This window comes from Achromobacter insolitus (genome assembly GCF_002209555.1).
Taxonomy (GTDB): Bacteria; Pseudomonadota; Gammaproteobacteria; order Burkholderiales; family Burkholderiaceae_B; genus Achromobacter; species Achromobacter insolitus.
This window is the reverse complement of the sequence record NZ_NJIF01000006.1, coordinates 125,029-151,023: the sequence shown is the minus strand read 5'-3', so window position 1 is coordinate 151,023 and position 25,995 is coordinate 125,029. Positions and strand designations below refer to the sequence as shown.

Genomic DNA, 25,995 nt, shown 5'->3' with positions numbered 1-25,995 from the left:
GCTTGCGGCCGTGCGTCGCTACCACGAGGCCGGCAGCGTGGGCGGGCCCGGGTGTGAAGGAAAAAGCGGAAGCACTTCCTCCGCCAGTTCTTGCAGCACTTCTGCCGGGGGCCGCTGCGAGAACTGGATGCCGAGGGCGGCGTGGTTGACGCCGGCCGCCTGCCATTCCTCCAGCAAGGCGATCAGACCCTTTCTACCCGTGCGCAGCACGAATCCGTTGTGCAACGGCGTGCGCGGATGGTCCGGGTCGTCCGTCAGATCCAGCCACTCATTGGTCATGTGCGGCCGGAAGCCCCCGTCGGGTATCAAGGCGCGCCAGGCACGGATTTTTTCCGCCAGGCGTTGCGGCCCCTGGGGCGTATGCGTGGCATCGGGATAGGTCAGCCAGCCATCGGCATGTTCGGCGATCCACGATAGCGGCTGCCCCGACGAGCCGGTCACGATCACCGGAATGACGCCAGCGGCGGGCTTGGGCAGAAACTCCGCGCGGTTGAAGCGTCCCAGCGGCGAATCGATTTCCAGCGGGCCGGGCCGCATCAACTGGCGAAAGTACGCCACCGCCGCGGCGAAACGCGCGCCGCGTTCGTCATGTTCCAGCCCGTAAGCGGGAAATTCGACCGGCCGGTCTCCCGACGCCACTCCCAGCACCAGCCTGCCGCCCGACAGCTGGTCGATGGTATTCGACGCCTTGGCCAGGTCGATGGGGTGGCGCAGGGCAAAGATGGCGCTGCCTGTCGCCAACGCGATCTTTTTTGTGTGTCCCGCCAGAAACGCCAGGTACGTGAACGGATCGAACACTTGTCCCGCATCCCCGAATGACGGCGAGAACAAGGGCACGTCGCGCACCCACACGGCGGCAAACTCCTGCCGATCGATCTGCTTCACCAGTTCCGCCTGGCCTGCGAGCACCGCCATGCTGCCTTCAAAGAAGCGCAGTGGCAGGAAGATGCCCAGTGTCAGGCGGCCGGGCGCGAACATGCGCCGATAGCCGGGATGGGCGGAAAACGCGAAATACGATGCGCCCGCTGTGTCCAGGCGCGATTGAGTGGTATCCATGCCGGGTGTCCTTCTGGTCGTCACGCGCCGGTTGCCGCCGCGGGCAGGGTGATGCCCCGGCTGACGGCGGGGCGGGCGGCCACGCGTTCGTGCCATGCGCTCAAGTGCCGGTGATGGCTGAAGTCGAAATCGATCACCCGCGCGATATGGCTCCAGCCGAAATGCGCAATGTCGGCGATGGAGTACGTGTCGCCAGCCAGATAGTGGTGTTCAGCCAGGCGGTGGTCCAGCACCGCCAGTGCGTCGTCGGTCAGGCGCCGGTAGCGTTCGATTGCGGCGGCGTTGCCGGACTTGTCGAACACGTCGAAATGCACGCGCTGTCCGATGATGGGGCCGACGCTGCAAGAATGGAATTGCAGCCACTTGATCGCTTCCCACCTGCCCAGGGTGTCGGCGGGAAGCAGCTTCCCGGTCTTTTCCGCGAGATACAGCAGGATCGCCGCCGACTCGAAAAGCACGACGCCGGTGTCTTCGTCGGTCAGGGCGGGGATGCGGCCATGCGGGTTCAGCGCAAGGAATTCCGGCCGGCGGTGATCGCCCTCGGCGATGCGCACATGATGCAGGCGGTAAGGCAGCCCCAGTTCCTCCAGGGCAATCGTTGCCTTGTAGCCATTCGGCGAACTATCGGTGTATAGATTCAACATATGCTTGCCTATTTAGATTTGCTAAATATTCGGGATCTGCTGCAGTCCTGGAATTCTGCTTTTGTCTATGTGTCGAGTACAGCGATCATTTCTCAACATTGAATTTAGGAAACCTAAAATGACGGCGATGCTTCCCCTGCAGGCGCTGCGTACTTTTGTCGAGGTGAGCCAGCGCGGCAGCATCACGGCCGCTGCGCAGGCCTTGCATGTCACGCCCGGCGCCATCAGCCAACAGATCCGCCTGCTGGAAGAACGGCTAGGCATTGCGCTGCTGGTGCGCGAACGCCATGGCATGCGCATGACGGAGGCAGGCGCGGATGTCTATCCCATGCTGAGCGCCGCGTTCGCGCAGATCGACAAGGCGGTGGACATGCTTGAAGCCATGAAGGCGCGGCAGAGCCTGACGGTCAGCACCGTGGCGACGTTTGCGGCGTCGTGGCTGGTTCCGCGCCTGGGACGATTCAAGCAGAGGCATCCCCACATAGAAATCCGGGTGGAAGCCACGCCCGCCCTGGTCGATCTGCGGCGCGACCATGTGGACGTCGCCCTGCGCCATGGGCTGGGCGACTATCCCGGGCTGGACGTGGTGCCTTTGATGGCGCCGGTGCTCGTGCCCGTGGCCGCGCCAGGGCTGGCCGCCAGCGTGACTCTGGCAGAACCGGCGGACTGCCTGGATTACCCGCTGCTGCATGATGCGGACCGCGCCGATTGGCCGCTGTGGTTGAGCGCGCACGGCGTTGCCCAGGATCCCAGGGCGCAGCGCGGCAATGCGTTCGACGATGACTTTCTGCTGATCCGCGCGGCGGAATCGGGACAGGGCCTTGCGCTAGTGCCGGCAGCCCATGCCCAGGAGGAGATTGCCGCCGGACGCCTGGTGCAGGTGCTGGACAAGCCCTGGCCCTCGCGCTTCGCCTATTACGCCGTAAGCCGTCCCGGCGCGGCGCAGCGTCCCGAAGTCCGGGCCTTTATCGATTGGATCCTGGAAGAGGCGGCGGCGTGACTCGCCGGCCCGGCTCTCAATCCAGGGGCTTGCCGAAAGCCAGCAGATTCGCCTTTACCAGGCTGAGCATGTCGGCCAGCTGGTGGCGTTGCGCCTGGCTCAAGCCTTCAAGAATTGCTTCGCTCATGCGGTCGCTCTTGCCGCGCATCCGTTCAATCATGGCCACGCCGTCCTCGGTCAGGAAGACCAGCTTGGCGCGGCGGTCCTGGCCGTCGGCGCCCCGGCGCACGAGCCGCATGGCTTCCAGCCTGTCGATCAAACCGCCCAATGCGGCGCGGCCGAGGTCCAGGCGATCGGCCAGGTCGCTTTGCGACATGCCGTCATGGCGTGACAGATGGGCCAGCACCCACCACTGGGAACGGGTGATGCCTTCGGGCTTCATGACTTCGTCGAAGACTTTGCGGCGCAGCCGGGAGACGTCGTGCATCAGGAATCCGAGGCGCTGATCCCAGTTTTCGGACACGTTGCGTTCGGGGGTGGAGCTGCTTTTTTCAGCCTTGTTGGCCATAGGTTCATTCATCGTTGGAGGTCAGGCGGATAAGGCGTTTGCCGAGGTTGCGGCCGGCGTAGAGGTCGGCGATGGCTCCCGGGGCGCTTTCCAGGCCTTCCTGTATTTCTTCCCGATAGCGTAGCGCACCGCTGCGCACCAGCGGAGCGAGGCGCGCAACGGCTTCCTCGTAGCGGTGTTCGTAGTCCCAGACCAGAAAACCCGACATCTGCGCAGCCTTGTTGAGCAGGTGGCGTTCGACGCGCGGGCCTTCGGGCCAGGGATCCCAGCTGGCGATGGCGGCGGTGCCGCAAACCACGATGCGCGCGTGGCGGTTGATGCGCGGCAGCACGGCGTCGCTGATACGGCCGGCGGTGTTGTCGAAGTAGACGTCGATCCCGTCGGGACAGCTCTGCGTCAGCGCCTGGGCCAGATCACCAGCACGGTAGTCGATGGCGGCGTCGAAGCCGAATTCATCCAGGCAGATGCGGCGCTTTTCCTCGCCGCCGGCGATGCCCACCACGCGGCAGCCAGCCAGCCGGCCAAGCTGGCCCACGATGGAGCCGACCGCGCCGGCCGCGGTGGAGACGACCAAGGTCTCGCCGGGCTGCGGCCGTCCCAGCGTGGACAACGCGAAATGGGCGGTGATGCCGTTCAGCCCGAGCACGCCGAGCGACAGGGATAAGGGTAGATCGGTTTCGCGCACGATGCGGCGGATGGGGCTGCCATCCGTGACTGCGTAGTCCTGCCATCCCAACATGCCCATGACGTGCATGCCCGCGGCATAGTCCGGGTGACGCGATTCCACGACCCGGCCCACGGCGAAGGAGCGCATTACCTCGCCCAAGGCGACGGGATCGGAGTAGTTGGCGGCGGCGTTGACCCAGCCGCGCATGGCCGGGTCGACCGAAAGATAGAGGTTCCGGACCAGCAGTTCTCCGGGCTGCAGCGCCGGCAGCGCGCTGTCGCGAATGGCGAAATGTTCCGCCTGCGGAATGCCGTGGGGGCGAGACGTCAGGACGACCTGGCGATTGACGGGCATGGGGGTCTCCTCGGGTTCTTACTTATATTGTATGCATGCATACAGTATGGTAGCGTAAATTAAGACGCAAGCGTAGCTACCGGCTTGCCGCGACTGCGGGACACACCGCCAAGGAGACAAGAATGGCAGGGCTGTATTTCGAGCAGTTCCATGTCGGCCAGCGTTTCGTGCATGACGTGCGACGCACCGTCACCGAGACCGATAACGTGCTGTTCACCACGATGACGCACAATCCGGCAGCCATCCACCTGGACGCCGAGTACGCCAAGACGACCGAGTTCGGCCGGCCTTTGATGAACAGCGCGTTCACGCTGGGGTTGATGGTGGGAATCTCGGTGGGGGACACCACGCTGGGCACCACGGTCGGCAATCTGGGCTGGGACGAGGTGCGCTTTCCAATGCCGGTCTTCGCGGGCGATACCTTGCGCGCGGAGTCGCGGGTGCTGGAACTGCGCGACAGCAAGTCGCGCCCCGCCAACGGCATCGTCATCTTCGAGCACCTGGCGTTCAACCAGCGTAATGAACTGGTGGCGTCATGCCGTCGCAGCGCGCTGATGCTGCGCCAACCCCAGGCCTGAGGACGCGCGCGATGGACTTTTCCCTGAACGAAGACCAGTTGGCGATCCAGCGCGCCGTGCAGGAAACCGTGGCGCGCTTTGACGACGACTATTGGCTGGAGCGCGACCGGGAGGGCGGCTTTCCCGAGGATTTCTACCGGGCAATGGCCGGCGCGGGCTGGTTGGGCGTAGCCATGCCCGCGGCCTATGGCGGCGCCGGCCTGGGGATCCTGGAGGCCGCGCTGATGATGGAGACCGTGTCTGCCAGCGGCGCGGGCCTGAGCGGCGCCTCCGCGATCCACATGAATGTATTTGGCCTGCACCCGGTGGTCGTGCATGGCAGCGAGGAGCAGAAGGCCCGCTGGCTGCCGCCCATCATCAGCGGAGAACAGCGGGCATGCTTCGGCGTGACCGAACCGAACACCGGCCTGAACACCTTGAAGCTGCGTACCCAGGCGGTGCGCCGCGGCGACCGTTATGTGGTCAACGGCCAGAAGATCTGGATTTCCACGGCGCAGGTGGCCAACAAGATCCTGCTGCTTGCGCGCACCACGCCGCTGGACCAGGTCACGGAGCCCGGCGGCGGGCTGAGCCTGTTCTACACCGACCTGGACCGCCGCCGCGTCAGCGTGCGGGAGATCGAGAAGATGGGCCGCAAAGCGGTGGATTCGAACGAATTGTTCATAGACGGGCTGGAGGTCCCGGTCGAGGACCGCATCGGCGAGGAAGGCAAGGGCTTTTCCTACATCCTGCACGGCCTCAATCCCGAACGCGTCCTGTTGGCGGCGGAAGCGACCGGGCTGGGACGCGCGGCCTTGCGCAAGGCCGCGGGCTACGCCGCCGAGCGGGTGGTGTTCGACCGTCCCATTGGCAAGAACCAAGGCATACAGCACCCGCTGGCGGAGCGCTGGGTGGACCTGGAGGCTGCCGAGTTGCTGTACCGGCGAGCCGCCTGGCTGTACGACCAGGGGCGGCCCTGCGGCGCGGAGGCGAATGCCGCCAAGTTCTTTTGCGCCGAGGCCGGGTTCCGCGCTTGCGAGACGGCCGTGCTCACGCATGGCGGGATGGGGTATGCGAAGGAATACCACGTCGAACGCTATCTGCGCGAGGCCATGCTGCCGCGCATCGCGCCCGTCTCGCCGCAGCTGATCCTCTGCTACATCGCCGAGAAAGTGCTCGGCCTGCCGAAATCCTATTGATCCGAATTCAAGGAGGCCAGCCATGCGTAAATCGCCGAAGGTCATCATCACCTGCGCTGTGACGGGATCCATCCATACGCCGTCCATGTCGCCGCACTTGCCCATCACGCCGCAACAGATCGCCGACGAGGCGGTGGCCGCGGCCGAAGCGGGCGCTGCGATGGTGCACTTGCATGCCCGCGACCCGAAGACGGGCCAGCCCGATCAGACGCCGGAGCGCTTCGCGCAGTTCCTGCCAGACATCAAGGCGCGCACCGACGCCATCATCAACCTGACCACGGGCGGCGGCCTGGGCATGACGCTGGAGCAGCGGCTGGCGCCGGCGCTCTGGGCCAAGCCGGAAGTGGCGTCGATGAACATGGGCTCGCTCAATTTCAACATCGCGGGAGCGGGCGAGCGCATCAGCCAGTTCAAGCACGAATGGGAAAAGCCCTATCTGGAGATGACGCGGGATTTCATTCTGTCGAACACCTTCAGCCAGATCGAGCGTGGGTTGCGGAGCATGTCCGACAACGGCACGCGCTTTGAATTCGAATGTTATGACGTGGGCCATCTCTACAACCTGGCTCACTTCGTGGACCGCGGACTGGCCAAGCCGCCGTTCTTCCTGCAATGCATTTTCGGGATCCTGGGCGGCATAGGCGCGGACCACGACAACCTGATGCACATGCGGCTGATCGCGGACAGGCTCTTCGGCGACGACTATTACCTGTCGGTGCTGGCGGCGGGGCGCCACCAGATGTCTTTCGTGACCGCCAGCGCGCTGCTGGGCGGCAATGTGCGCGTCGGGCTGGAGGACAGCCTGTACCTGGGCCGCGGGCAGCTCGCCGCGTCCAACGCGCAGCAGGTATCGAAGATACGCGGCATCCTGGAAGCGCTGTCGCTGGAGATCGCCAGCCCGGCCGAGGCACGCGCCATGATCCAGACCAAGGGCCGCGACCAGGTCGCGTTCTGAGCAGGAGCCAAACATGATGGATGCGCTCTCCGGCATGCGGGTGGTGGACTTTTCCAAGGTGCTGGCCGGTCCGCTGTGCACGCAGTACCTGGGCGACATGGGCGCCGAGGTGATCAAGGTCGAACCGCTGGGCGGCGACGATACCCGGCGCTGGCCGCCGTTTCGCGGCGAGGACGGCACGGTGTTCCTCAGCGCCAATCGCAACAAACGCAGCGTCGTACTGGACCTGAAGTCAGACGCCGGGCGGGAGGCCGTCCGGCGCCTGATCGCCAGCGCCGATATCGTGGTGGAAAGCTATGGGCCTGGCGTGGCCACAAAGCTGGGGATCGATTACGCCAGCGCGCGCGAACTGCGTCCGGAAATCATCTATTGCAGTATTTCCGGGTTCGGCACGCAAGGGCCGCTTAGCCAGGCCAAGGGTTATGACGTCATTCTGCAGGCGTTCAGCGGCATGATGGCGCTGACGGGCGAGGAAGAGGGCGCCGCGGTGCGCAGCCCGATTTCCCCCATCGACCAGGCCACCGGCATGCATGCGGCCATCGGCATCCTTGCTGCCGCGCTGCGCCGCCAGCGCAGCGGCGAAGGTTGCCAGATCGAAGCCTCGCTGTTCGACACCGCGGTAGGCTTCATGGGATACGTGATGCAGAGCTACTGGGAGCGTGGCACGGAGCCGCGCCGCTGGGGCTCGGCACACGAGTCGCTGTGTCCCTACCAGGTATTCGAGGCCAGCGACGGGCCGTTCTTGCTGGGCGTGGCCAACGACACGCTGTGGCGGGCCTTCTGCAACGAGGCTGGCCGCGAAGACCTGGCCTCGGACCCGCGTTACGCCAGCAATGCGCAGCGCGTCGCCCACCGGCCGCAGGTGCTGGAGGAAGTGGGCAGGATCCTGCTGACGGACACGCGCGAGCGCTGGATCGCTCGGCTTGGAAGCGCGGGCATCCCTTGCGCGCCGATACACAGCCTGGGAGAACTGATCGCGCATCCGCATACGCAGGCCAGCGGCATGGTCCACGCGCTGAATGATCCCGCGCGCGGCAGCCTGAACGTCGTGTCGCAACCGCTGCGCTTCGATGGACAGCGGCCCCGGCCGAGCGCGCCGCCGCCCGTGCTGGGCGCGCATACCGAGGATGTCCTGCGCGAGCTGGGTTACGACGATGCCGCCATACAGCGCGATTTCCCCCGCGCGCAGGAGCCACGCTGATGCCTATCCGATTCGAGGTCGAGGACGCCATTGCCTGCATCACCATAGACCGGCCCGAACGCCGCAATGCGCTGGACCAGGAACACTACGACGCCTTGTCGGCCGCCTGGTGCAGGGTGCGCGACGACACGTCGATCCGGGCCGCAATCATCACCGGAGCCGGCGACCAGGCCTTCTGCGCCGGAGCCGATCTCAAATCCTTCGTGGGCGCGCCGCCTTCGCTGGCCGCGCTGGCGATGACGCAGAGCGGCCAGCTGCTGAACCGCGGCCTGGAGGTCTGGAAGCCGGTGGTTGCCGCCGTCAACGGCTACTGCCTGGGCGGAGGCATGACTTTGCTGCTGGCCACCGACATCCGCGTTTGTGCGCCCCATGCGAGCTTTGGCCTGACCGAAGTCAAGCGCGGCGTCTTTCCCGCCAACGGCGGCACCCAACGCATCGCGCGGCAGCTGCCGCACGCCATTGCAATGGAACTGCTCTTGCTCGGCGATGCCTTCGATGCCGAGCGCGCCGAGCGCTGGGGGCTGGTCAACGCCATCGTGGCCCAGGACCGCCTGATGGCGGCGGCGATGGATTACGCGCGGCGCCTTGCCGCCAACGCGCCTTTGGCCGTGCAGGCGGCCAAGGAGCTGGCTGTGCGCAGCCGAGACCTGAGCCTGACGGAAGGCTTGCGCATGGAGCAACTTTTCCTGCGGGTGCTGCAGGGCTCGGAAGATGTGACGGAAGGCGTGCAGGCGTTCGCCGAACGCCGCCCGCCTGTTTTCAACGGACGATGAGGTAGCCATGGCAATGCGTTCTCTTTTGTTTGTACCGGGCGACAGCGAGCGCAAGCTGGCGAAAGCGCCCGCCAGCGGCGCCGACGCGCTGGTGCTGGACCTGGAAGACTCGGTGGACGCGGCGCGCCTGCCGCAGGCTCGCGGCATGGTGCGGGAGTACCTGCAGGCGCGTCCCCAGACGGGCCCGGCGCTGTGGGTGCGCGTCAATCCGCTGGATTCAGGCCTGGCCCTGGACGACCTGGCTGCCGTGGTGCGCGCGGCGCCGGACGGCATTCTGCTGCCCAAGTGCGAGGGGCGGGCAGACATTGTCACCCTGGATCACTATCTGCGCGCCCTGGAGGCCCGCGAAGGACTGCCCATCGGCGGAATCGGCATCATCCCCGTGGCAACGGAGACGCCGGCAGCCATGTTCAACCTGGGCAGCTATGTGGACTGCAGTGCGCGCTTGCGCGGCCTGACCTGGGGCGCGGAAGACCTTGCCGCCGCGGTGGGAGCCATCAGCAACCGGGAAGAGGATGGCGAGTACGAGTTCAGCTACCGGCTGGCACGCTCTCTCTGCCTGCTTGGCGCGCAGGCGGCCGGGGTCATTCCCATCGACACCATCTGCGCGAATTTTCGCGATGCCGAAGGCTTGCGCCGTGATGCCAAGCGCGCCCGGCGCGCGGGCTTTCTGGGCAAGATCGCCATCCACCCGGACCAGATCGCCATCATCAATGAGGCGTTCACGCCTTCCTCGGACGAGATCGCAAAGGCCCGCAGGATTGTCGCCGCGTTTCATCAGTCGCCAGGCGTGGGAACGTTGCAGCTGGATGGCGAAATGCTGGACCGTCCGCATCTGAAACAGGCATTGCGCGTACTGGCGGGGGCGCCCGACATGCCGTAGTGCACCCCATGCGACCGCCCGCTGAGACGGGCGGCGTTTCACCAAAGGAGACTGAGATGATGCATTCCGCAGCAAGACGGCTATGTGCCGCCGCCGCTATTTTCCTGGGAGCGGCGTCGGCCGCCGCGGCCGCCGACTTCCCGAGCCAACAGCCCATCAAAATGATCACCGCCTTCGGGCCGGGCAGCGCCAGCGACATCGTCGCCCGCATGATCGCGGAGCGGTTGCAGACGCGGCTGGGCCAGGTGGTTATCGTGGAGAACCGTCCAGGGGCGTCGGGGCAGGTCGCCACCGATCTGGTGGCGCGTTCCCAGCCTGACGGCTATACCATCATGCTGGCCACCAACACCACGCATTCATCCAACCCGTTCCTCTACAAGAGCCTGCGCTACGATCCGGTCAAGGACTTCACGCCGCTGGCGCAGGTGTGCAATTTTCCCTTCGTGCTGGTGGTAAGCGACAAGCTTGGCGTGTCCAGCGTGCAGGACCTGCTCAAGTACGGCAAGGCCAATCCTGACAAAGTCAATTACGCCTATGGCAACAGCACCGGGCAGATCTCGGCCGCGTCGTTCGACAAGCTGACTTCGATGCGCGCGGCTGCCATTCCGTACAAGAGCACGCCGCAGGCCATGACCGACATTATCGGCGGCCGCTCGACCTTCATGTTCGTGGATCTGGCTTCGGCGGCGGGGCAGATCAAGGCCGGCAGCCTGAAGGCGCTGGCGGTCACCACGGAGAAGCGCAGCGCGTTGGCGCCGGACCTGCCCAGCGTGTCCGAGGCCCTGGGGCAGCCGGGTTTCGACCTGGCGGCCTGGGTCGGCATCTTCGGGCCGGCCAACATGCCGGCGCCCGTCAGCAAGCGCCTGGCCGACGAACTCTACGCCGTCGTGTCTTCCGAGGAGGTCAAGCAAAAGCTGACGCAGATGGGGGCCGAACCCACGCCGGCGCCGGCGGAGAAGCTAGGCCCCTTCGTGGCGCAGCAACTGAAGGTCTGGGGCGAAAAAGTGAAGCAGGCGGGCATACAGCCGGAATGACGGGCCTCTGGGAAGCCGGGATTTACGCGGACCCGCAAGCATCGAAGCGCCGCGCCGCCTCCAACAGCAGGCGCTCGCTGCCTGCGGGGCCCAGCAACTCCAGGCCGACGGGGGCGCCGCTGGCCGTAAAGCCGATGGGCACGCTTAAGGCCGGCAGTCCCGTTACCGCCGCAAGCAGGCCGTTGCCGCCACGCTGCGGCTCGCCCAGCCGTGCCGGCGCGCCGCGTACGGTGGGATAGGCGAGCAGATCCAGCTGGCCGTGCTCCATCGCCGCCAGCACTTCGTCGCGCAGCGCCCGAGCGCGTCCAAGCACGGCCAGGCGCGCGCTGCCATCCGGGTCCCGCATGGCGTCGCGTTCGTGCAGCAGGGCGGTGACTTCGGGATGCGGATAGCCTCCATCCAGGATGTCCGTGAGGCTCTGCACAGGCAGATCCGCGTCGCGCAAACAACGCGCCAGCGCATCGCGGAATTCGTAGCCGGTGATGTTGGCGGCCGCCAGCCGCGCGTCTTCCAGAGGCAGGGAAACGGCTTGGACGTGCGCGCCGTCGGCCCGCCAGCCGCCGAGCGCTGTGCGGACGTGCCCGGACACCTCTGTTTCCGCCAGGGCGGACCCAAAAAGGGCGTCCAGCGTGCCGATGCGCCAAACGCGGGATGCTTGCCGCGGGTCTGCTTCCCGTGGCGGTTCGGCGCCGGTCATCGCGGCCCACAGGATTTCCAGATCGCCAAGGCGGCGCGCCATGGGGCCAACGGTGTCCAGTGTTGGCGACAGCGGCACCACGCCAGCGGTGCTGTACCGCCCGGCCGTGGGCCTCAGTCCCCATACCTGGTTGAACGCCGCCGGAATGCGGATCGAACCGCTGGTGTCCGTGCCTATTGCGGCTGCCGCGAAACTGGACGCCACCGCCACGGCGCTGCCACCGCTGGAACCGCCCGGCACCAGGGAGGCATCGTAGGCGTTGCGCGTGCGGCCGGAGAGGGAAGAGACATTGGTGATGCCGCAGGCCAGTTCATGCAGGGTGGTCTTGCCCAGTACCACGGCGCCGGCTTCGCGCAGCCGTCGCACGACGTCGGCATCGCGTTGCGGCCGACGAGCGGCCAGGGCCAGCGAGCCCGCGGTGGTCGGCATGCCGGCGGTATCGATGTTGTCCTTGAACAGGATGGGAATGCCATGCAAAGGGCCCAGCACCGCCTCGCGGCGACTTGCCGCGTGCCTTTCCGCGTCACGTAGCGCGGCCTCGGCCAGCGCCTGGCCGTTGATCGCCAGCACCGCGTTCAGCGTGGGCCCGGCCTGATCGTGGGCCGCGATGCGCGCCAGGTAGGCGCGCACCAGGTCCATGGCGCCGAGGCGTCCGCTGTCCATGGCCGCGCGCAACTCGGCAATACCGCGGCCAAAGACGGGATCGTTGCCTGGCAGGGGGGCCGCCAGCAGGCGCGGTACGTTCATCGGAAGTGGCACGCCACCCAGTGTTGCCCGGCATCCGAGGCGCCAGGGCGTTGCGTCAGGACAGGCTGCTTTTCCTTGCACAAGGGCTGGGCCAGCGGGCAGCGCGTGTGGAAGCGGCAACCGCTGGGCGGATTCGCCGGGCTGGGCGGGTCGCCCTGCAGCAGCTTGCGTTGCGCGGGTTTGTGCGGATCCGGCACGGGCACCGCGGACAGCAGGATCTCGGTATAGGGATGCTGCGGCCGCGAGAACAGCGTGTCGCGGTCGGCAACTTCGACGATACGGCCCAGGTACATCACTGCAACCCGGTGGCTGATGTGGCGCACCACGGCGAGGTCGTGCGCGACGAACAGGTAGGCGATGCCCATTTCTTGCTGCAGGTCCATCAGCAGGTTGATGACCTGCGCCTGGACCGACACGTCCAGTGCCGACACGGGTTCGTCGCAGACGATCAGCTTGGGCCGCAAGGCCAGCGCGCGCGCAATCCCCAGGCGTTGCCGTTGCCCGCCAGAGAATTCATGCGGGAATTTCTTCATTGCCTCCGGACGCAGGCCGACTTTCGAGAACAGCCAGGCGATCTCGTCCGCGCGCGAACGGTCGCCCGAGGCAGGGAAGTTCTGCAAGGGTTCGCCGACGATCTCGCCCGCGGTCAGGCGGGGATTCAGCGAGGCATACGGATCCTGGAAGATGATCTGCATGTCGCGCCGGCGGCTGCGCATCTGCTCGGGGGTCAGGGCCAGGATCTCTTCGCCTTCCAGCCGCACGGATCCCGAGGTCGGCTGGATCAGCCGCAGGACGGATTTGCCCGTGGTGGTCTTGCCGCAGCCGGACTCGCCCACCAGCGCCAGGGTTTCTCCCTTGGCCACGGTGAAGGATACGCCGTCCACGGCCTGGATGACTTTGCGACGCGGCTTGAACCAGCCTCCCGCGCCCGGGTAGTGCATTTTCAGGTCGCGCACGTCCAGCAAGGGCGTGGCCGGGGCGGCGGGCTCGTTGCGGGCGCTCATGCTCGGACTCCAGTCAGGGCGTCGCCAGGCGTCGCCGAAGCCGCCTGCGGGGCGGGTTGCGCGGCGACGCGCGCCGCTTCGTGGCAGGCGACCACATGGTCGCTGCCGTGTTCCATCAGCTCGGGCGCTTCGGCGCGGCAGCGCTCGGTGGCGTAGGCGCAGCGCGGCGCGAAGCTGCAGCCCTTGCCCAGCTCGCTGGGCGCGGGCACCATGCCGGGGATCTCGGATAGGCGCTGCGTGGTTGTGTTCATCGACGGCATCGATGCCATCAGCGCTCGCGTATACGGGTGCAGGGGCCGGTCGAACAATTCGGTGACGGGCGCTTCCTCTACCTTGCGGCCGGCATACATGACGGCCACGCGGTCACAGCATTCGGCCACCACGCCCAGGTCATGGGTGATCAGCACGATGCCCATGCCCAGGCTCTGCTGCAGGCTGCGCAGCAGATCCACGATCTGCGCCTGGATGGTCACGTCCAGCGCGGTCGTCGGTTCGTCGGCGATCAGCACTTCGGGATTGCAGGCCAGGGCCAATGCGATCATCACGCGTTGCCGCATGCCGCCCGACAACTGGTAGGGATACTCATGCACGCGCCGCTCGGGCTCGGCAATCTGCACCAGGCGCAGCATTTCCTCGGCACGGCGGTAGGCCTCGCGGCGCCCGAGCTTCTGATGCAGCATCACGGTTTCGGCGATTTGCCGGCCCACCGTCAGCACGGGGTTCAGCGAGGTCATCGGCTCCTGGAAAATCATCGAAATCCGGTTGCCGCGGATCTGGCGCATCTGCTTTTCGGTCAGGCCCAGCAGGTCGGTGCCGCGATAGCGGATCTGGCCCCCGGCATAGCGTCCGGGCGGGGTCGGGATCAGCCGCAGGATCGACAGTGCCGTGACGCTCTTGCCGCAGCCGGACTCGCCGACCACGCCCAGCGTGCGGCCGGCCCGCACCTGGTAGGACACGCCGTCCACCGAACGAACGGTGCCCGACACGGTATCGAAGTAGGTGCGCAGGTTGTCGACTTCGAGCAGCACGTCGCCAGGGGCGACGGCGGCGGGAGATATGGCCATGGCGTGCTCCTAGCGTTGGTTGGTCAGGCGCGGATCCAGCGCATCGCGCAGGCCGTCGCCCATCAGGTTGATCGCCAGCACGGTAATGGCCAGCAGGATGCCGGGATACAGGATCGTGTAGAACGCCACGGCCACGTAGTTGCGGGCGTCGGCCATCATGTTGCCCCAGCTGGGAACCTGGGCCGGCACGCCGACCCCGAGGAAAGACAGCACGGCTTCCGTCAGCACGGCGGTCGCGGCGATGAACGTCGCCTGCACCACCAGCGGGGTGACCATGTTGGGCAGAACGTGGCGGCGCAGGATGACGGGCAGGCGCGTGCCCACGGCATGCGCGGCTTCGACGTACAGCTGCTCGCGCAGCGTGAGCGCCAGGGAACGCACTAGCCGCACCACGCGCGGTACCTGCGGGATCGCGATCGCAATGATCACCGTGGTCAGGCTGGCGCGGATCACCGCCATCAGGGCGATCGCCAGCAGGATGTCGGGTATGGCCATCATGCCGTCCATGATGCGCATGATGATGGCGTCGGCCCAGCGCACGAAGCCCGCCAGCAGGCCCAGCACCACGCCGACCGCGGTGGCGATCAGCGCCACCACGATGGCGACCACGAGGGATACGCGGCCGCCCCAGACCACTCGGCTGAACACGTCGCGGCCCAGCGCATCCGTGCCGAAGTAGTGATCGGCCGAGGGCGGCTTCATGCGCTGCAGGGGATTGATGTTGATGGGGTTGTGCGTGGCTATCCACGGCGCTGCGATCGCCAGCCCCGCCACGATCAGCAGCAGGGCCAGGCCCAGGATGAGGGTCGGGTGCTTGCGTACCCAGCGCCAGCGGCGGCCGCTGGCGCTCAGCGCCTCGTGCAGCACGATGGGCGCGCCGGGAGCGTTGGACGAAATCGAACTTTCTGACATGATTTTTTCCTGCCCGGCTCAGTAGCGGATGCGAGGATCGAACAGCCGGTAGCTGAGGTCGATCAGCAGATTGATCAGCACGTAGGTGCCCGCCGATAGCAGCAGTACGCTTTGGATCACCGGATAGTCGTGGTGCTGGACCGCGTCGATGACCAGCCGGCCGATACCGGGGATGGCGAACACCGTTTCGGTCACGACCACGCCGCCGATCAGCAGCGCGATACCCACGCCCACCGTGGTGGCGATGGGGATGGCGGCGTTGCGCAGCGCATGCTCCAGCACAGGCAGCACGGCCAGGCCCTTGGCGCGCGCCGTGCGGATGTAATCCTCGTGCAGCACCTCCACCACGGTCGCGCGGGTCATGCGGGTGATCAACGCGATGTACACCAGCGCGAGGTTGATGCAGGGCAGCGTCAGGTTGCGCAGCCAGGGGCCTACGCCCTCGGACAGGCTGACGTAGCCCTGCACCGGCAGCCATTGCAGCTTGATGGCGAAGCCATAGATGAGCAGGTAGCCCACCAGGAACACCGGCACCGAGAACGCCAGCACCGCGAACAGCATGACGAGGCGGTCGATCCAGGTGCCCGCCCGGTAGGCGGCCAGCACACCCAGAGGCACGGCCACGATGATGGAGACCAGCATCGTGAGCGCGGCGATGGACAAGGTGGGTTCCACCCGCTGCGCCAGCAGCTGGGTCACGGGCACGTGAGTGAAAATGGACGTGCCCAGGTCGCCTTGCAGCAGCTTGCCGGCCCATAGCCCGAACTGCCGCCAGAGCGGCTCGTCCAGGCCCAGCGCCACACGCAGCTTGGCGATGTCTTCCGCGGAGGCGAAGTCCCCGGCGATGAGCGCCGCCGGGTCCCCGGGCGACAGGTGGATCAGCAGGAAGACGATCACCGCCACCACTGCCATGACCGGCACGATGGCGAGCACTCGCCGGATGATGTAACCCATAGTTGTCTCGCGTATCGATGGTGCCGGCGGCGGACTACTTGTCCAGCACCCACAGGTTCGGCAGGCTCCAGATCTTGTCCGCGTTCTTCAGGCTGTTGTGCGAGGCAAAGGCCCGCGAGTACTGGCCCACCGAAATCGCGGGGAAGGCCTCGTAGGCCCGTTCCTGGAACTGGTCGAGGACACGTTTGCGTTCGTCCGAGCTAGTCGCTGCAATCCACTGGGCGCGCAGTTCGTCCAGCTTCTTGTCGCAGGGCCAGCCGGGCAGGCTATTGCCGCATACCGCGCCCAGATACGTGTTGCTGATCGGCGAATCGACGTTGAACTCGGAGGCGGCCGACAGGAAGATGTTCCAGCCACCCTTGTCGATGGGTTCCTTGCGGGCGCGGCGGGCGGTCAGCGTCGCCCAGTCCATGGACTGGATGTCGAGATTGACGCCGATGTCCTGCAGCGCCTGAATCGCGACCAGCGTAGCGGAGTTCAGGTAGGCCAGGTCGGTGGGCAGCAGGATCACGACCTTTTCGCCCTTGTATCCGGCTTCGGCCAGCAGCTTCTTGGCCAGGGCCGGATCCGGCTTGGCATAGGGCGCCGCGCCGGCGGTGGTGTCGTGGGGGCCGCCGCAGATGAAGACCGTGGCGCAATACTTCATGCGCAGGTCGTCGGGATAGCCCATCGCCGCGGTGAACTTGTCCTGGTCCACCAGGTGCGCGACGGCCTGGCGCGCCTTCTCATTGTTGAAGGGCGGCATGGACTGGTTCAGGATGATGTAGCCCTGGGCGCGTTCCATCACGCCGATCTTGACGTTCTTGTTGCCGCGCAAGGCATCGATGTAGTCGGCGGGCGCCTGCTCGATCATGTCGACTTCGCCATTGGTCAACGCGGCCGTGGCGCTGTTGGAGTCGGGCAGCACGCGCCATTCCACGCGCGGGATCTTCGGCGTCTTGTTGCCCGCCAGGCCATCGGCTTGCGCTTTGGGTCCGACGTAGGCGGGGTTCTGCTCGAACACGATCTTGCTGCCGGGCACCCATTCGGCGCGTTTGAAGACGTAGGGGCCGGAACCGACGACTTCGGTCAGCGGGCGGTCGGCGGGCTGCGAGGCCAGGCGCTTGGGCAGGATGAAGGCGGGATAGCTGGACACCTTCGCCAGGCCGTCCAGTACCAGGTCGAACGGCTGGTCCAGCGTCAGCTTGAAGGTGGCGTCGTCCACGGCTTCCCACTTGCCGCCAGCGCGCGTAATGGCCTGGCCGATGTTGTCGCGCGCGGACCAGCGCTGCAGCGACGCGATTACGTCCGCGGTCGTGAGCGCCTGGCCGTCGCTGAACTTCAGGCCGGGCAGCAGCGTGAACGTCCAGGTTTTCTTGTCGTCGCTGGCCTGGTACTTTTCGACCATCTGCGGTTGCGGCTTGCTGTGCGAGTCCATCGCGAACAGCGTGTCGTACACCATGTAGCCGAAGTTGCGCGTGATGTAGGCGGTGGTAAAGGTCGGATCCAGCACCTTCAGGTCGGCGTGCGGCACGATGCGCAGGGTCTTGGCCTGCTGCGCGTGCGCCGGCGCGGCGCCAAAGGTGAAGGCCAGGCCGAGCGTGGCCGTCGAGAACAGGCAAAGCAGGCGTTTTTTCATCGCGCTAGGCTCCCATCGTGTTGGTGGATTTGCCGGCGTCGGCGCGCCGGCGGGGTCTTAGAGCGGCCACTTGGGCAGCCGGATATTGCGGTAGGTCAGCGTTTTCCAGTCGGGCGTGGCGACGCCCTTGCCGCCGACATAGATGATGTGCCGCGCGACTTTCGAGAACGAGGCGTGGAAATGCTGGGCGGACTTGACGACCACGATCCGCTTGGCGGCCAGATCGCAGCCGAGCTGCGTGAACAGGTCCATGTTGATGGCCTGGTTGCGCAGCGAGGTCAGCACGATCTCGATGCCTTGGGCTTCGACCAGAGCGCAATCGCCCATGGCGGCCGGCGCGCCCGACAGGCCCGTCATTACGAGTTCGGCGTGTATGGCCTTGACCGTGCAGCGCAGGTCCAGGGGATCGCCGGACAGCGGGCCGACCTTGCCGCCGATGCGCAGGTCCAGCACCGCGCCGGGGCCGGCGTCGAAGGCGATGCGCGCGGATACCGGGTCCCACATGGGTCCCAGCGCCGCGTTTGTCACGCCGCGCTCCACCATGCGGCTCAAAACGAAGGTAGCGTCCCCCGGCGCGCCGCTGCCGGGATTGTCGGGGCGGTCGGCCAGCACGATGGGGCCGTCGCCGAAGGCCAGCGCTTCGTCCAGCGCCTGATCGACGCTACGGTACGGCACCATGAGCTGTTCACGCATGGCGATGAGTTCGTCGGCCAGTTGGCGGGCCAGCGCTTGCGCGCGGGCGGCATCGCCGTCGGCATAGACCAGCACCTTGGTGCCCATTTCCGGCACGTCGCCGGTGGCAAAGCCCTGCGCCGCCGAGATCGACAGGATGCCGTCGCGGCCTTCCAGCGCCTTGATGCGGCTGACGAAGCCCTGGGCCGGTTCGCGGGTAGTGTGCATGGGCACGATCATTTCGCAGTCGACCAGCGCGGCCACGGGCCGCGTGCGGCCGGCCTGCGCGTCCAGGCACAGGGCCAGCAGGTCTTCCGCGCGTTCACGGATGTCCGTGTGCGGATATTCCTTGAAGAGCACCAGGATCGTGGCCTGTTCGACCATCAGCGGGCTCAGGTGCGCATGCGGATCCAGCTCCGCGCCGACCACGACGTCGGGGCCGACGATCTCGCGCACGCGGCGCAGCATGTCGCCTTCGCAGTCGTCATAGCCGTCGGCCACCATGGCGCCGTGCAGGCCCAGCAGCACCATGTCCACCGGCAGCGCCGCGCGCAAGTCGGCCAGGATCTGGTCTCGCAAAGTTTCGTAGGCGGCACGCGTCGTCGTGCCGCCTGGCTGGGCCGAGGTGACGAGGCCTTCCGCCAGGGTCCAGCCGGCCTCGCGGCCTCGCTGGCGGGCCACGTAAAGGGGCGCTCCGGCAAAGGTGACCGTGTCTGGGTGCGTGCCCGCCGGATAGTAGTCGCGGTCCTGGAAGGAGGCGAGGCTGGTGGGCATGGGGGCGAAAGTGTTGGTTTCCGTGCCCAGGCCGGCGCTGAAGATTTTCATGGGCGTGCTCCGCGACAGGCTGGAGCATGCGCCGCGGTGCGCGCGGCGTTCCAGTACGACGACATAGATTTCCCCTTGTATGGATCGGAAGACCGTCACTGCCGCCACATGAAAAGGGGGCCTTGCGTTCCGTACCGCGGATCATCGGCGGCACACAAGCGCGGCACAAATAGCTAACGTGCGTCCATGGATAACCCAAGGTTATGGTGTGCGGTTTTTCGGGGGAAATCGCGGCGAAAAGCGTGCAGATGGACCTTTTTTAAGGGAAAACGATAGGGCGCCCGGAAGGCTGTGCGCAACGGATATGAAAGGTTATGGACAGTTCATGAATTGGAATTTGTTGGCTTGCGCGGACTTGCCCAGAATCAGAATCCGTTCCGGTTCCGTCGGCCAGCCGCGGTCCGGTGTTTTCCTGCCCTGAACGGCGCACCGCGCCTTGGAGCCGCCCCATGCGCATTTTCACTGGCGCCCTCGCCACGGAAACCAATACCTTCTCGCCCTTGCCGACCGGCCTTGCCGCGTTCAAATCGCGGGAATACCTGCCTGCGGGCACGCATCCCGATCACATGACCTTCTATGCCGGACCCTTGTGGGCGGCGCGGCAGCGCGCGCGGGAAATGGGTTGGACGCTGGTCGAGGGGCTGGTGGCCTCCGCGCAACCGGGCGGCACGACCACTCGCGCCGCATACGAGACACTGCGGGATGAGTTGCTTGCCGACCTGCGCGCGGCGCTGCCGGTGGACATGGTGCTGCTGGGCCTGCACGGCGCCATGGTGGCCGACGGCTATGACGACTGCGAAGGCGACATCCTGCGCCGCGTGCGCGAGATCGTCGGCCCCGACGTCGTGGTCGGCGCGGAGCTGGATCCGCATGCGCACCTGAGCCCGCTGATGGTGCAGCAGGCCACGGTACTGGTCTTGTTCAAGGAGTATCCCCACATCGATGTGCTGGAGCGAGCCCAAGACCTGCTGGCCCTGTGCCTGGACGCGCAGGCCGGCCGCACGCGGCCCGTGGCCGCGCTGGTCGACTGCGAAATGATCGTGCCCATGCATACCACCCGCGAACCGGCCCAGGGCTTCGTCAGCCGCATCAAGGCGCTGGAAGGCCGCGACGGCATCCTGTCGATCTCGGCGGCGCAAGGCTTTGCCACCGGCGACGTGCCGGAAATGGGCACCAAGGTGCTGGTCTATGCCGACGGCGATGCCGCCCGCGCGCAAGCGCTGGCCCGTCAATTGGCCGACGAACTCATCGCCATGCGTGAACAGCTCATGGTGCCGTACCGTAGCGTCGATCAGGCGCTGGACGAAGCGCTGGCTTTCGGCGACGGTCCCGTCGTGCTGGCCGATCGCTCGGACAATCCCGGCAGCGGCGCTGCGGGCGACTCCACCTACCTGCTCGCCAGGATGCGAGAGCGCGGCATACGCAATGCCGCCATCGGTCCCATGTGGGATCCAGTAGCGGCCCGCATTGCCTTCGACGCAGGCCCCGGCGCGGTGCTGGACTTGCGCATCGGCGGCAAGGTCGGCCCGCTGTCCGGCAGCCCGGTGGATGCGCGCTGCCGGGTCGTGGCCACGCATGCCGATATGACCATGACGGGCAATTCCAACACCCGCATCGCCCTGGGGGACTGCGCGCTGGTCGACGTGGACGGCATCCTGGTCGCGCTGGTTTCGCTGCGCACCCAGGCGTATCACACGGATCTGTTCACGCAGCTAGGGTGCGACCTGAGCGCGCAGCGATTGATCGTGGTGAAGTCCGCTCACCATTTCCACGCCAAGTACGCACCGCTGGCCAAGGCGGTGCTTTATGTGGCGGCGCCCGGCTCAGCCAGCCCGGACTGGCGCAGCCTGACCTACCGCAAGGCCAGGTTGCCGAAATGGCCGATCGCCTGATGGCGCGTCACCACCGGTGTTGGTAGGTCAGCGTCAGCACGGCTCCCGCGGCGGGGAGCCGGCTGGTGTTGGTGTTGCTGCGCAACAGCTGGCTGTACAGCGGGTAGTAATCGCGGTTGAAGAGGTTCTCGACGCCCAGAATGAAGGTGTTGCGCGGGTCGGGCTGATAGCGGCCCATGAGGTCCACCGTGAAATAGCTGCCGACATCCCTGCGGCCGAAGCTCTCCTTTCCATCCAGGCGGTAGTCCTTCGCGCCGAAGTAGTTGGCCTGCAGCCGGCCGTTCCAGCGCTCGTTCGGCCGGTACTGCAGATAGGCCGTCAACTTGAGCGGTGGAATGCGGTAGCCGGTCATGCCTTGCCAACTGCCGCCATCCGGTTGCTCGCGACCCTTCATCCAGGTGAAGGTGCCGCCGGCGCCCCACTTCTCGTCGTCGGTGGTGGTGTCAATGGTGCCTTCGACGCCGTAAATGCGTTCTTCGGTGCGCGTGAGGATCAGGCCGTTGTTGAAGCTCTGCACGTCGCCGAGTTTCGACGTGGTGTAGAACACCGCCAGCGACGCCGAGGTATTGCCGGCGCCGCCGCGCCAACCCAGCTCGTAGTTGTTGGTCTTGACTGGCTGCAGGTCAGAGGAGCCGATGTCGAAGCCGGGACGCGCATTGCGCATCTGGACGCCGATGTCGGGCAATTGGAAGCCCTGGCTGAAGTTGGCGTAAATCTCCTGGCCGCGCGCCGGAGCGTACGCGACGCCGAAGTTCCACAGCAAGGCGTCGTAATTGACGGAGCCGCCCTGGACAGTGGCAGGCGAGGGCACGCGCAGTTGCGACAGCGGCACGAAATCGCCGAACCGGGCGGAAGCATATTCGTAGCGCGCGCCGCCCTGCACCGACCACTGCTCGTCGAAGCGGTGTTCAAGCTGCGCGAAGAGACCGGTACTGCGGGTCGTCAACTCGGGCATGTAGGTGAGGCTGCCGATCCTGTTGAATACCCGTCCGCCGCTGCGGTCGTAGGCCGCGGGATCGAAGATGTCGATCGGCATATCGCTGCGTTCCTGGTTGAAGTCCGCACCCCATAGCACCTTGGATTGCTCGCCCAGCGGCGTGTCTACGGTCAGCCGGCTGCCGAATACCTTGGTGTTCTGCGTCACCTGGTCCACGTTGTTGCCGCGCGTGACGACGGCACGGGCGTCGAAGGGCGTGAAGCGGGTGAAGTAGTCGCGGTAGTACATCTGGGCCGTGACCTTGCTGCCCAGCACGTCGAGGTGTTCGTATTCCAGATTCAACAGCGTGTTGCGGATCTGGTTCTGGTCGGCCAGCCGCAGGCCGTCCATGGGCAGGGCGCGTGCCGACCCTGGTGGCAGGCGGCCGACGGAGGGGTCCGAGGTGTAGTCGGAGTCTTGGTCTGCGTTGTAGTAGCTGGCGGACAGTTGCAGGCGTTGCTTGTCGTCGATGCGCAGTCCCAGCTTGCCGCCCAGGCTGTAGATGTTGGAGTCGAACAGGTCGCCCTGGCTGGGCTCGGGCGCGATGCGCCTGCCTTGCGCGTCATAGGAGGCGCCATTGTGGCGCGCGCCCAGGTCCAGGGCATAGTCCAGCTTGCCCTGGCTGCCGGCGAAGTGCTGTTGCAGCTGCCCGCCCAGTCCGTCGGCGCGCAGCCGGCTCAGCGGGCTGACGGCGGTCACGGTCGTCTCGGATACGGGCTCTCCGCCGGCAGGCCGGGTAGTGATCGAAACGATGCCGCCCGTCGCGCCGGCGCCGTAGATCGAGCTGCTGCCGCGCAGCACTTCGACCCGTTCGATGGTGGCGGGGTTGATGTTCGCCAGGTTGCGGGATGAGTCCCGATTTGTGTTGAGCGGGATTCCGTCCACCAGCACCAGCACGCCGCGGCCGCGCAGCGTCTGGCCATAATCGGTCATGGTGCGGCTGGAGTCGGCCATGCCGGGCACGGTCTTGGACAGCACGGTGGCCAGGCTGTCAGAACCCGTGCGCAGTTCCTGCAGGGCATCGCGCTCCAGCACGATGGTTTGCTGCACGGGGCTGACAAGATTGCTGGATGTGCGAGACGCGGAGACCTCGATGGGCGCCATCACCTGGGGCTGGCCCGCGCTTTCCGGCTCGATGATGGTTGCGGCGCCGTCCTGGCGCACGCGCAGGGCCTGGTCCTTCAATAGCGCGGACAACGCCTGCTGCGGCGTCATCGTTCCGGAGATGGCCGACGCCTGCATGCCCGCGACGGTCTGCGGCGCATAGAAGATCTGCAAGCCATGGGCCTGGGCCAGCGTGCGCAAAGCCTGGTCCAACGATTGCGCGGGCATATTGATCGCTACCGGTGCGGCCTGCGCCAGGGCGCCCGCGGCGCCCGTCATCAGCACCGCCGCCAGCGCCGTCGTTGCCAGGCCTCGCATCCGCGCGCGCCTTCCCCATGATTTGCGATCCACTTCCTGTGCTCCTGAAGCATGTAGGCGGGCACGATGCCCGCCTGGTTATCAGGAAGAAGACGCAATACGCAGAAAATACCTGAACGCCGCGGCGGCTTTTTTTGTAACAGCGATGGCCGCCCGAGTCAGCGCGCGACGATTTCGGCCTGACCGCCGGGCAGGTGTCGCACCGCGACGGGCAGGATGTGCGGCAACGCCGTCAAGAAGGCGTCGGTGTCGGTGGTCTGGAACACGCTGGTCAGACGCAGCGTCTCCAATCCCTGGTGTGGCGCCAGGAGGATGGGCTGCGGGCGGTAGCGCGAGACGTCGCGCACGGCGCTGGCCAAGTCTGTATCGGCAAACACGATCTGACCCTGGCGCCAGGCGAGCGCGGCGGCCACGGGATAGTCCCGGACCTGGCCGGCACGGCCCTCGGCATCGATGCGAACCGCGCTGCCGGCGCGGACGGCAACCGCGGTCTTGTCCGCGCTGCCGGCCACCTCGACCGAGCCCGACTCCACCACGATGCGCAGCTGATCCGCGTCGCGGCTTACGTCAAAACGGGTGCCGGTCACCTTGGCGCTGCCCAGCCCCGCATCCACGACGAAGGGCCGCGCCGCATCCTTTTCCACCGCGAACAGGGCTTCGCCCTCTTGCAGAAGGACCAGGCGCCGGGCTCCGTCGAAACGGACCTCGATCCGGCTGCGGCTGTTCAGTTCAGCGGTGGAGCCGTCGGGCAACGTGACGCTGCGGCGTTCTCCTGCAGCCGTACGGTATTCCGTCACGGGATCGGCGTGCTGCCAGAGGCCTAGCGCAATGGCCCCCATCAACGCGCACAGCCCCAGTCCCAGCGCCCGCCGCCGCGCCGGACGTTGCGCGCGTCGGGGTTCCTCCGCCAGCGCGCGCAGCCGGTCCTCGGGCAGGGCGGCCGCCGCCTGCCAGATCGATTCCAGCATCTGGTATTCGGCGGCGTGGCGCGGATCCGCGGCGAGCCAGGCATCGAGCTCGGCCTGCGCAGCGGCACTCCATTCGCCTGAGTGCGCGCGCGCGAACCACCGCGCCGCTGCATTGCGGACGGAATCGACGCCAGCGTCGGACGCCTGGAGCGGATTGTCAGTTCGGGGCATAGGCTCCCAGCCGTTCGCGCAGATGCAGAGCGGTGCGGATCATGTACTTCTCGACCATGTTCTTGCTCAGGCCCATGCGTTCCGCGATCTCCGCTTGCGTCAGGCCTTCCAGGCGCTGCCAGATGAATACCTGGCGGCACTTGAGCGGCAGCTCGGCCAGCGCGGTTTCCAAGGCCAGGCTCAGTTGTTCGGTGCGGACCTGGGCGAGGGGATCGCCCCAGGTGCTGGGATGGCCGGCTATGGTATCAAGCGGTACCCATTCCTGCCCGTCCGTCCGGCGGAAATTGTCCACGGCCATGTTGCGCGCGGCCTGATGCAGATAGGCCCGGGGCTGCGTCACGCGGTCGGGATCGGTTTCCAGGCATTTGACCAGGGCATCGTGCGCGAGATCGCGCGCGGCATCGCGGCAGCCCAACTTCCGGGTCCAGACCGCAAGCAGCTCTTCGTAGTAGGCCAGGAAGCCTTGCGGGCGGGGGGGACGTGATGGCATGGCGCGAGGTCGGGAGGGCTTTCATGATAATGCTTTTTATTTGCATATGAAAGCGAGCCGGCGACGCCCCGGTCTTGCGGCCAACAACCCAGGTCTTTATGCGGGACCGCGCGGAGGATCTTCAAGCGCCAGCGTGGCGAGCAGGCCGACGATCAGCGCCTGCATGCCCTGGTCCAATTCCACTTCCATCTCGGATTCTTCCGCCGTCCGTTCCGCGTCCACGACCGGCTCCAGCCCGGCGACCGAATACACCGTGTCGGCGACCGCCATGCCGTGAAAGGCCACGGTCGCCAGCAGGATGCGGGACTGCTCCCTTGAAATGCCGTAGGCGTTGGCGATATGGCGCTGTTGCTCGTCGATCTTCGCGAGCATGGACGGCGTGGCCGCCAGTCTGCGGATCACGTACGGCGTGACTCCTGGGTGCGCCTTGACGAACTCCCGCACGGACGCGGCGAACGTGGTCAGGTATTCCTTCAGTTCGCCGCGGTCGGTGCTACAGGCCTGCGGTATCTGCCAGCGCTTGAAGATCTCTTCGGCAACCAGGCGCTTGAGTTCCTCCAGGCTGGGCACGTGTTTGTACAGCGCCATATGGCTGACGCCCAGCGCCGCCGCGAGTCCGACGAAAGTGATGTTCGGCAGGCCCATTGCTATGCCTGCATCGGCGATACGTTCCCGGGTGATCGTAGGAGGGCGTCCCCGCGCGGGGCGGCGCTCTGGCGGTGTCATGGCTGTTCCTGGTTGGGTGGCGTCAT

Annotated in this window: 24 protein-coding genes; 9 read left to right on the top strand and 15 right to left on the bottom strand. The window is 66.5% G+C overall.

Going from position 1 to position 25,995, the window contains the following annotated elements; translation table 11 throughout:
* Positions 1–18 precede the first annotated feature (18 nt).
* Both CEY08_RS19885 and CEY08_RS19880 read right to left on the bottom strand, forming a co-directional pair.
* Entirely contained in the window at positions 19–978 is a 960-nt protein-coding gene (locus CEY08_RS19885; protein WP_088607777.1) for an LLM class oxidoreductase, read from the bottom strand.
* 98 nt (positions 979–1,076) lie between these two features.
* Positions 1,077–1,700 (bottom strand): glutathione S-transferase family protein, encoded by a 624-nt coding sequence (locus tag CEY08_RS19880; protein ID WP_076815356.1) that lies wholly within the window; start codon positions 1,698–1,700, stop codon positions 1,077–1,079.
* A gap of 118 nt (positions 1,701–1,818) precedes the next feature.
* Here CEY08_RS19880 and CEY08_RS19875 point away from each other — a divergent pair, with 118 nt between their 5' ends.
* Positions 1,819–2,700, top strand: coding sequence for a LysR substrate-binding domain-containing protein (locus tag CEY08_RS19875; protein WP_076815353.1), 882 nt, complete (start codon positions 1,819–1,821; stop codon positions 2,698–2,700).
* A gap of 16 nt (positions 2,701–2,716) precedes the next feature.
* On the opposite strand, the gene CEY08_RS19870 is transcribed toward CEY08_RS19875, so the two are convergent.
* Together CEY08_RS19870 and CEY08_RS19865 are read right to left on the bottom strand one after the other, a co-directional pair.
* Positions 2,717–3,208 carry a MarR family winged helix-turn-helix transcriptional regulator gene (locus CEY08_RS19870; protein ID WP_063642730.1) on the bottom strand — a complete coding sequence of 164 codons (492 nt, stop codon included), beginning with the start codon at positions 3,206–3,208 and terminating at the stop codon, positions 2,717–2,719.
* Positions 3,209–3,212: 4 nt separating this feature from the next.
* Positions 3,213–4,229 (bottom strand): NADP-dependent oxidoreductase, encoded by a 1,017-nt coding sequence (locus CEY08_RS19865; protein WP_076815351.1) that lies wholly within the window; start codon positions 4,227–4,229, stop codon positions 3,213–3,215.
* Positions 4,230–4,351: 122 nt separating this feature from the next.
* Here CEY08_RS19865 and CEY08_RS19860 point away from each other — a divergent pair, with 122 nt between their 5' ends.
* Genes CEY08_RS19860 through CEY08_RS19830 form a run of 7 tightly spaced genes read left to right on the top strand, consistent with a single transcriptional unit; the run spans position 4,352 to position 10,831 of the window.
* A complete protein-coding gene (locus CEY08_RS19860) occupies positions 4,352–4,807 on the top strand; it encodes a MaoC family dehydratase (protein WP_063642728.1) in 456 nt (151 codons plus the stop codon).
* An 11-nt stretch (positions 4,808–4,818) separates the two neighbouring features.
* The gene (locus tag CEY08_RS19855) at positions 4,819–5,985 is read left to right on the top strand and encodes an acyl-CoA dehydrogenase family protein (RefSeq protein ID WP_076815349.1); all 1,167 of its coding nucleotides are present in this window, start codon (positions 4,819–4,821) and stop codon (positions 5,983–5,985) included.
* Between the two features lie 22 nt (positions 5,986–6,007).
* Entirely contained in the window at positions 6,008–6,940 is a 933-nt protein-coding gene (gene kce, locus CEY08_RS19850) for a 3,5-dioxohexanoate:acetyl-CoA acetone transferase (protein WP_042795001.1), read from the top strand.
* 13 nt (positions 6,941–6,953) lie between these two features.
* Positions 6,954–8,141, top strand: a complete 1,188-nt coding sequence (locus CEY08_RS19845) for a CaiB/BaiF CoA transferase family protein (protein ID WP_084738597.1) — start codon at positions 6,954–6,956, stop codon at positions 8,139–8,141.
* On the top strand, positions 8,141–8,914 hold the full coding sequence (locus CEY08_RS19840) for an enoyl-CoA hydratase/isomerase family protein (RefSeq protein ID WP_076815347.1): 774 nt from the start codon (positions 8,141–8,143) through the stop codon (positions 8,912–8,914). Before CEY08_RS19845 ends, CEY08_RS19840 begins: the two co-directional genes overlap by 1 nt.
* Before the next feature lie 7 nt (positions 8,915–8,921).
* Positions 8,922–9,797: an HpcH/HpaI aldolase/citrate lyase family protein gene (locus CEY08_RS19835; RefSeq protein WP_063961820.1), complete on the top strand. Its 876-nt coding sequence runs from the start codon at positions 8,922–8,924 to the stop codon at positions 9,795–9,797.
* 56 nt (positions 9,798–9,853) lie between these two features.
* Positions 9,854–10,831: a Bug family tripartite tricarboxylate transporter substrate binding protein gene (locus CEY08_RS19830; protein WP_076815345.1), complete on the top strand. Its 978-nt coding sequence runs from the start codon at positions 9,854–9,856 to the stop codon at positions 10,829–10,831.
* A 22-nt stretch (positions 10,832–10,853) separates the two neighbouring features.
* Here the strand turns inward: CEY08_RS19830 and CEY08_RS19825 are convergent, their stop codons facing one another.
* Genes CEY08_RS19825 through CEY08_RS19795 form a run of 7 tightly spaced genes read right to left on the bottom strand, consistent with a single transcriptional unit; the run spans position 10,854 to position 19,324 of the window.
* Positions 10,854–12,275 (bottom strand): amidase, encoded by a 1,422-nt coding sequence (locus tag CEY08_RS19825; protein ID WP_076815343.1) that lies wholly within the window; start codon positions 12,273–12,275, stop codon positions 10,854–10,856.
* Positions 12,272–13,279, bottom strand: a complete 1,008-nt coding sequence (locus tag CEY08_RS19820) for an ABC transporter ATP-binding protein (protein WP_076815341.1) — start codon at positions 13,277–13,279, stop codon at positions 12,272–12,274. Before CEY08_RS19820 ends, CEY08_RS19825 begins: the two co-directional genes overlap by 4 nt.
* On the bottom strand, positions 13,276–14,343 hold the full coding sequence (locus CEY08_RS19815) for an ABC transporter ATP-binding protein (protein WP_063642722.1): 1,068 nt from the start codon (positions 14,341–14,343) through the stop codon (positions 13,276–13,278). The genes CEY08_RS19820 and CEY08_RS19815 overlap by 4 nt, the downstream gene beginning before the upstream one ends.
* Positions 14,344–14,352: 9 nt before the next feature.
* A complete protein-coding gene (locus tag CEY08_RS19810; RefSeq protein ID WP_042794998.1) occupies positions 14,353–15,255 on the bottom strand; it encodes an ABC transporter permease in 903 nt (300 codons plus the stop codon).
* Between the two features lie 18 nt (positions 15,256–15,273).
* Positions 15,274–16,209 (bottom strand): ABC transporter permease, encoded by a 936-nt coding sequence (locus CEY08_RS19805; protein ID WP_042794997.1) that lies wholly within the window; start codon positions 16,207–16,209, stop codon positions 15,274–15,276.
* A gap of 34 nt (positions 16,210–16,243) precedes the next feature.
* Positions 16,244–17,827 carry an ABC transporter substrate-binding protein gene (locus tag CEY08_RS19800; RefSeq protein ID WP_042794996.1) on the bottom strand — a complete coding sequence of 528 codons (1,584 nt, stop codon included), beginning with the start codon at positions 17,825–17,827 and terminating at the stop codon, positions 16,244–16,246.
* 57 nt (positions 17,828–17,884) lie between these two features.
* Complete coding sequence (locus CEY08_RS19795) at positions 17,885–19,324, bottom strand: M81 family metallopeptidase (RefSeq protein WP_076815337.1); 1,440 nt, start codon at positions 19,322–19,324, stop codon at positions 17,885–17,887.
* Positions 19,325–19,773: 449 nt separating this feature from the next.
* Between CEY08_RS19795 and CEY08_RS19790 the strand changes: the two genes are divergently transcribed.
* Positions 19,774–21,216, top strand: coding sequence for a M81 family metallopeptidase (locus tag CEY08_RS19790; RefSeq protein WP_076815335.1), 1,443 nt, complete (start codon positions 19,774–19,776; stop codon positions 21,214–21,216).
* 7 nt (positions 21,217–21,223) lie between these two features.
* Here CEY08_RS19790 and CEY08_RS19785 read toward each other — a convergent pair whose 3' ends face one another.
* The 4 genes from CEY08_RS19785 to CEY08_RS19770 form a co-directional block, all read right to left on the bottom strand.
* Positions 21,224–23,614, bottom strand: a complete 2,391-nt coding sequence (locus tag CEY08_RS19785; RefSeq protein WP_063962254.1) for a TonB-dependent receptor — start codon at positions 23,612–23,614, stop codon at positions 21,224–21,226.
* Positions 23,615–23,772: 158 nt separating this feature from the next.
* Positions 23,773–24,753, bottom strand: a complete 981-nt coding sequence (locus CEY08_RS19780; RefSeq protein WP_076815332.1) for a FecR family protein — start codon at positions 24,751–24,753, stop codon at positions 23,773–23,775.
* On the bottom strand, positions 24,740–25,243 hold the full coding sequence (locus CEY08_RS19775) for a sigma-70 family RNA polymerase sigma factor (protein WP_042794992.1): 504 nt from the start codon (positions 25,241–25,243) through the stop codon (positions 24,740–24,742). Before CEY08_RS19775 ends, CEY08_RS19780 begins: the two co-directional genes overlap by 14 nt.
* Positions 25,244–25,339: 96 nt before the next feature.
* Positions 25,340–25,969: a TetR/AcrR family transcriptional regulator gene (locus tag CEY08_RS19770; RefSeq protein ID WP_076815330.1), complete on the bottom strand. Its 630-nt coding sequence runs from the start codon at positions 25,967–25,969 to the stop codon at positions 25,340–25,342.
* Positions 25,970–25,995: the final 26 nt, after the last annotated feature.

Bases quoted from the DNA above. Each gene is read 5' to 3' on its own strand.
- CEY08_RS19885 (WP_088607777.1), bottom strand. From the start codon at position 978: ATGTTCGCGCCCGGCCGCCTGACACTGGGCATCTTCCTGCCACTGCGC.
- CEY08_RS19880 (WP_076815356.1), bottom strand. From the start codon at position 1,700: ATGTTGAATCTATACACCGATAGTTCGCCGAATGGCTACAAGGCAACG.
- CEY08_RS19875 (WP_076815353.1), top strand. From the start codon at position 1,819: ATGACGGCGATGCTTCCCCTGCAGGCGCTGCGTACTTTTGTCGAGGTG.
- CEY08_RS19870 (WP_063642730.1), bottom strand. From the start codon at position 3,208: ATGGCCAACAAGGCTGAAAAAAGCAGCTCCACCCCCGAACGCAACGTG.
- CEY08_RS19865 (WP_076815351.1), bottom strand. From the start codon at position 4,229: ATGCCCGTCAATCGCCAGGTCGTCCTGACGTCTCGCCCCCACGGCATT.
- CEY08_RS19860 (WP_063642728.1), top strand. From the start codon at position 4,352: ATGGCAGGGCTGTATTTCGAGCAGTTCCATGTCGGCCAGCGTTTCGTG.
- CEY08_RS19855 (WP_076815349.1), top strand. From the start codon at position 4,819: ATGGACTTTTCCCTGAACGAAGACCAGTTGGCGATCCAGCGCGCCGTG.
- kce (WP_042795001.1), top strand. From the start codon at position 6,008: ATGCGTAAATCGCCGAAGGTCATCATCACCTGCGCTGTGACGGGATCC.
- CEY08_RS19845 (WP_084738597.1), top strand. From the start codon at position 6,954: ATGATGGATGCGCTCTCCGGCATGCGGGTGGTGGACTTTTCCAAGGTG.
- CEY08_RS19840 (WP_076815347.1), top strand. From the start codon at position 8,141: ATGCCTATCCGATTCGAGGTCGAGGACGCCATTGCCTGCATCACCATA.
- CEY08_RS19835 (WP_063961820.1), top strand. From the start codon at position 8,922: ATGGCAATGCGTTCTCTTTTGTTTGTACCGGGCGACAGCGAGCGCAAG.
- CEY08_RS19830 (WP_076815345.1), top strand. From the start codon at position 9,854: ATGATGCATTCCGCAGCAAGACGGCTATGTGCCGCCGCCGCTATTTTC.
- CEY08_RS19825 (WP_076815343.1), bottom strand. From the start codon at position 12,275: ATGAACGTACCGCGCCTGCTGGCGGCCCCCCTGCCAGGCAACGATCCC.
- CEY08_RS19820 (WP_076815341.1), bottom strand. From the start codon at position 13,279: ATGAGCGCCCGCAACGAGCCCGCCGCCCCGGCCACGCCCTTGCTGGAC.
- CEY08_RS19815 (WP_063642722.1), bottom strand. From the start codon at position 14,343: ATGGCCATATCTCCCGCCGCCGTCGCCCCTGGCGACGTGCTGCTCGAA.
- CEY08_RS19810 (WP_042794998.1), bottom strand. From the start codon at position 15,255: ATGTCAGAAAGTTCGATTTCGTCCAACGCTCCCGGCGCGCCCATCGTG.
- CEY08_RS19805 (WP_042794997.1), bottom strand. From the start codon at position 16,209: ATGGGTTACATCATCCGGCGAGTGCTCGCCATCGTGCCGGTCATGGCA.
- CEY08_RS19800 (WP_042794996.1), bottom strand. From the start codon at position 17,827: ATGAAAAAACGCCTGCTTTGCCTGTTCTCGACGGCCACGCTCGGCCTG.
- CEY08_RS19795 (WP_076815337.1), bottom strand. From the start codon at position 19,324: ATGAAAATCTTCAGCGCCGGCCTGGGCACGGAAACCAACACTTTCGCC.
- CEY08_RS19790 (WP_076815335.1), top strand. From the start codon at position 19,774: ATGCGCATTTTCACTGGCGCCCTCGCCACGGAAACCAATACCTTCTCG.
- CEY08_RS19785 (WP_063962254.1), bottom strand. From the start codon at position 23,614: ATGCGAGGCCTGGCAACGACGGCGCTGGCGGCGGTGCTGATGACGGGC.
- CEY08_RS19780 (WP_076815332.1), bottom strand. From the start codon at position 24,753: ATGCCCCGAACTGACAATCCGCTCCAGGCGTCCGACGCTGGCGTCGAT.
- CEY08_RS19775 (WP_042794992.1), bottom strand. From the start codon at position 25,243: ATGCCATCACGTCCCCCCCGCCCGCAAGGCTTCCTGGCCTACTACGAA.
- CEY08_RS19770 (WP_076815330.1), bottom strand. From the start codon at position 25,969: ATGACACCGCCAGAGCGCCGCCCCGCGCGGGGACGCCCTCCTACGATC.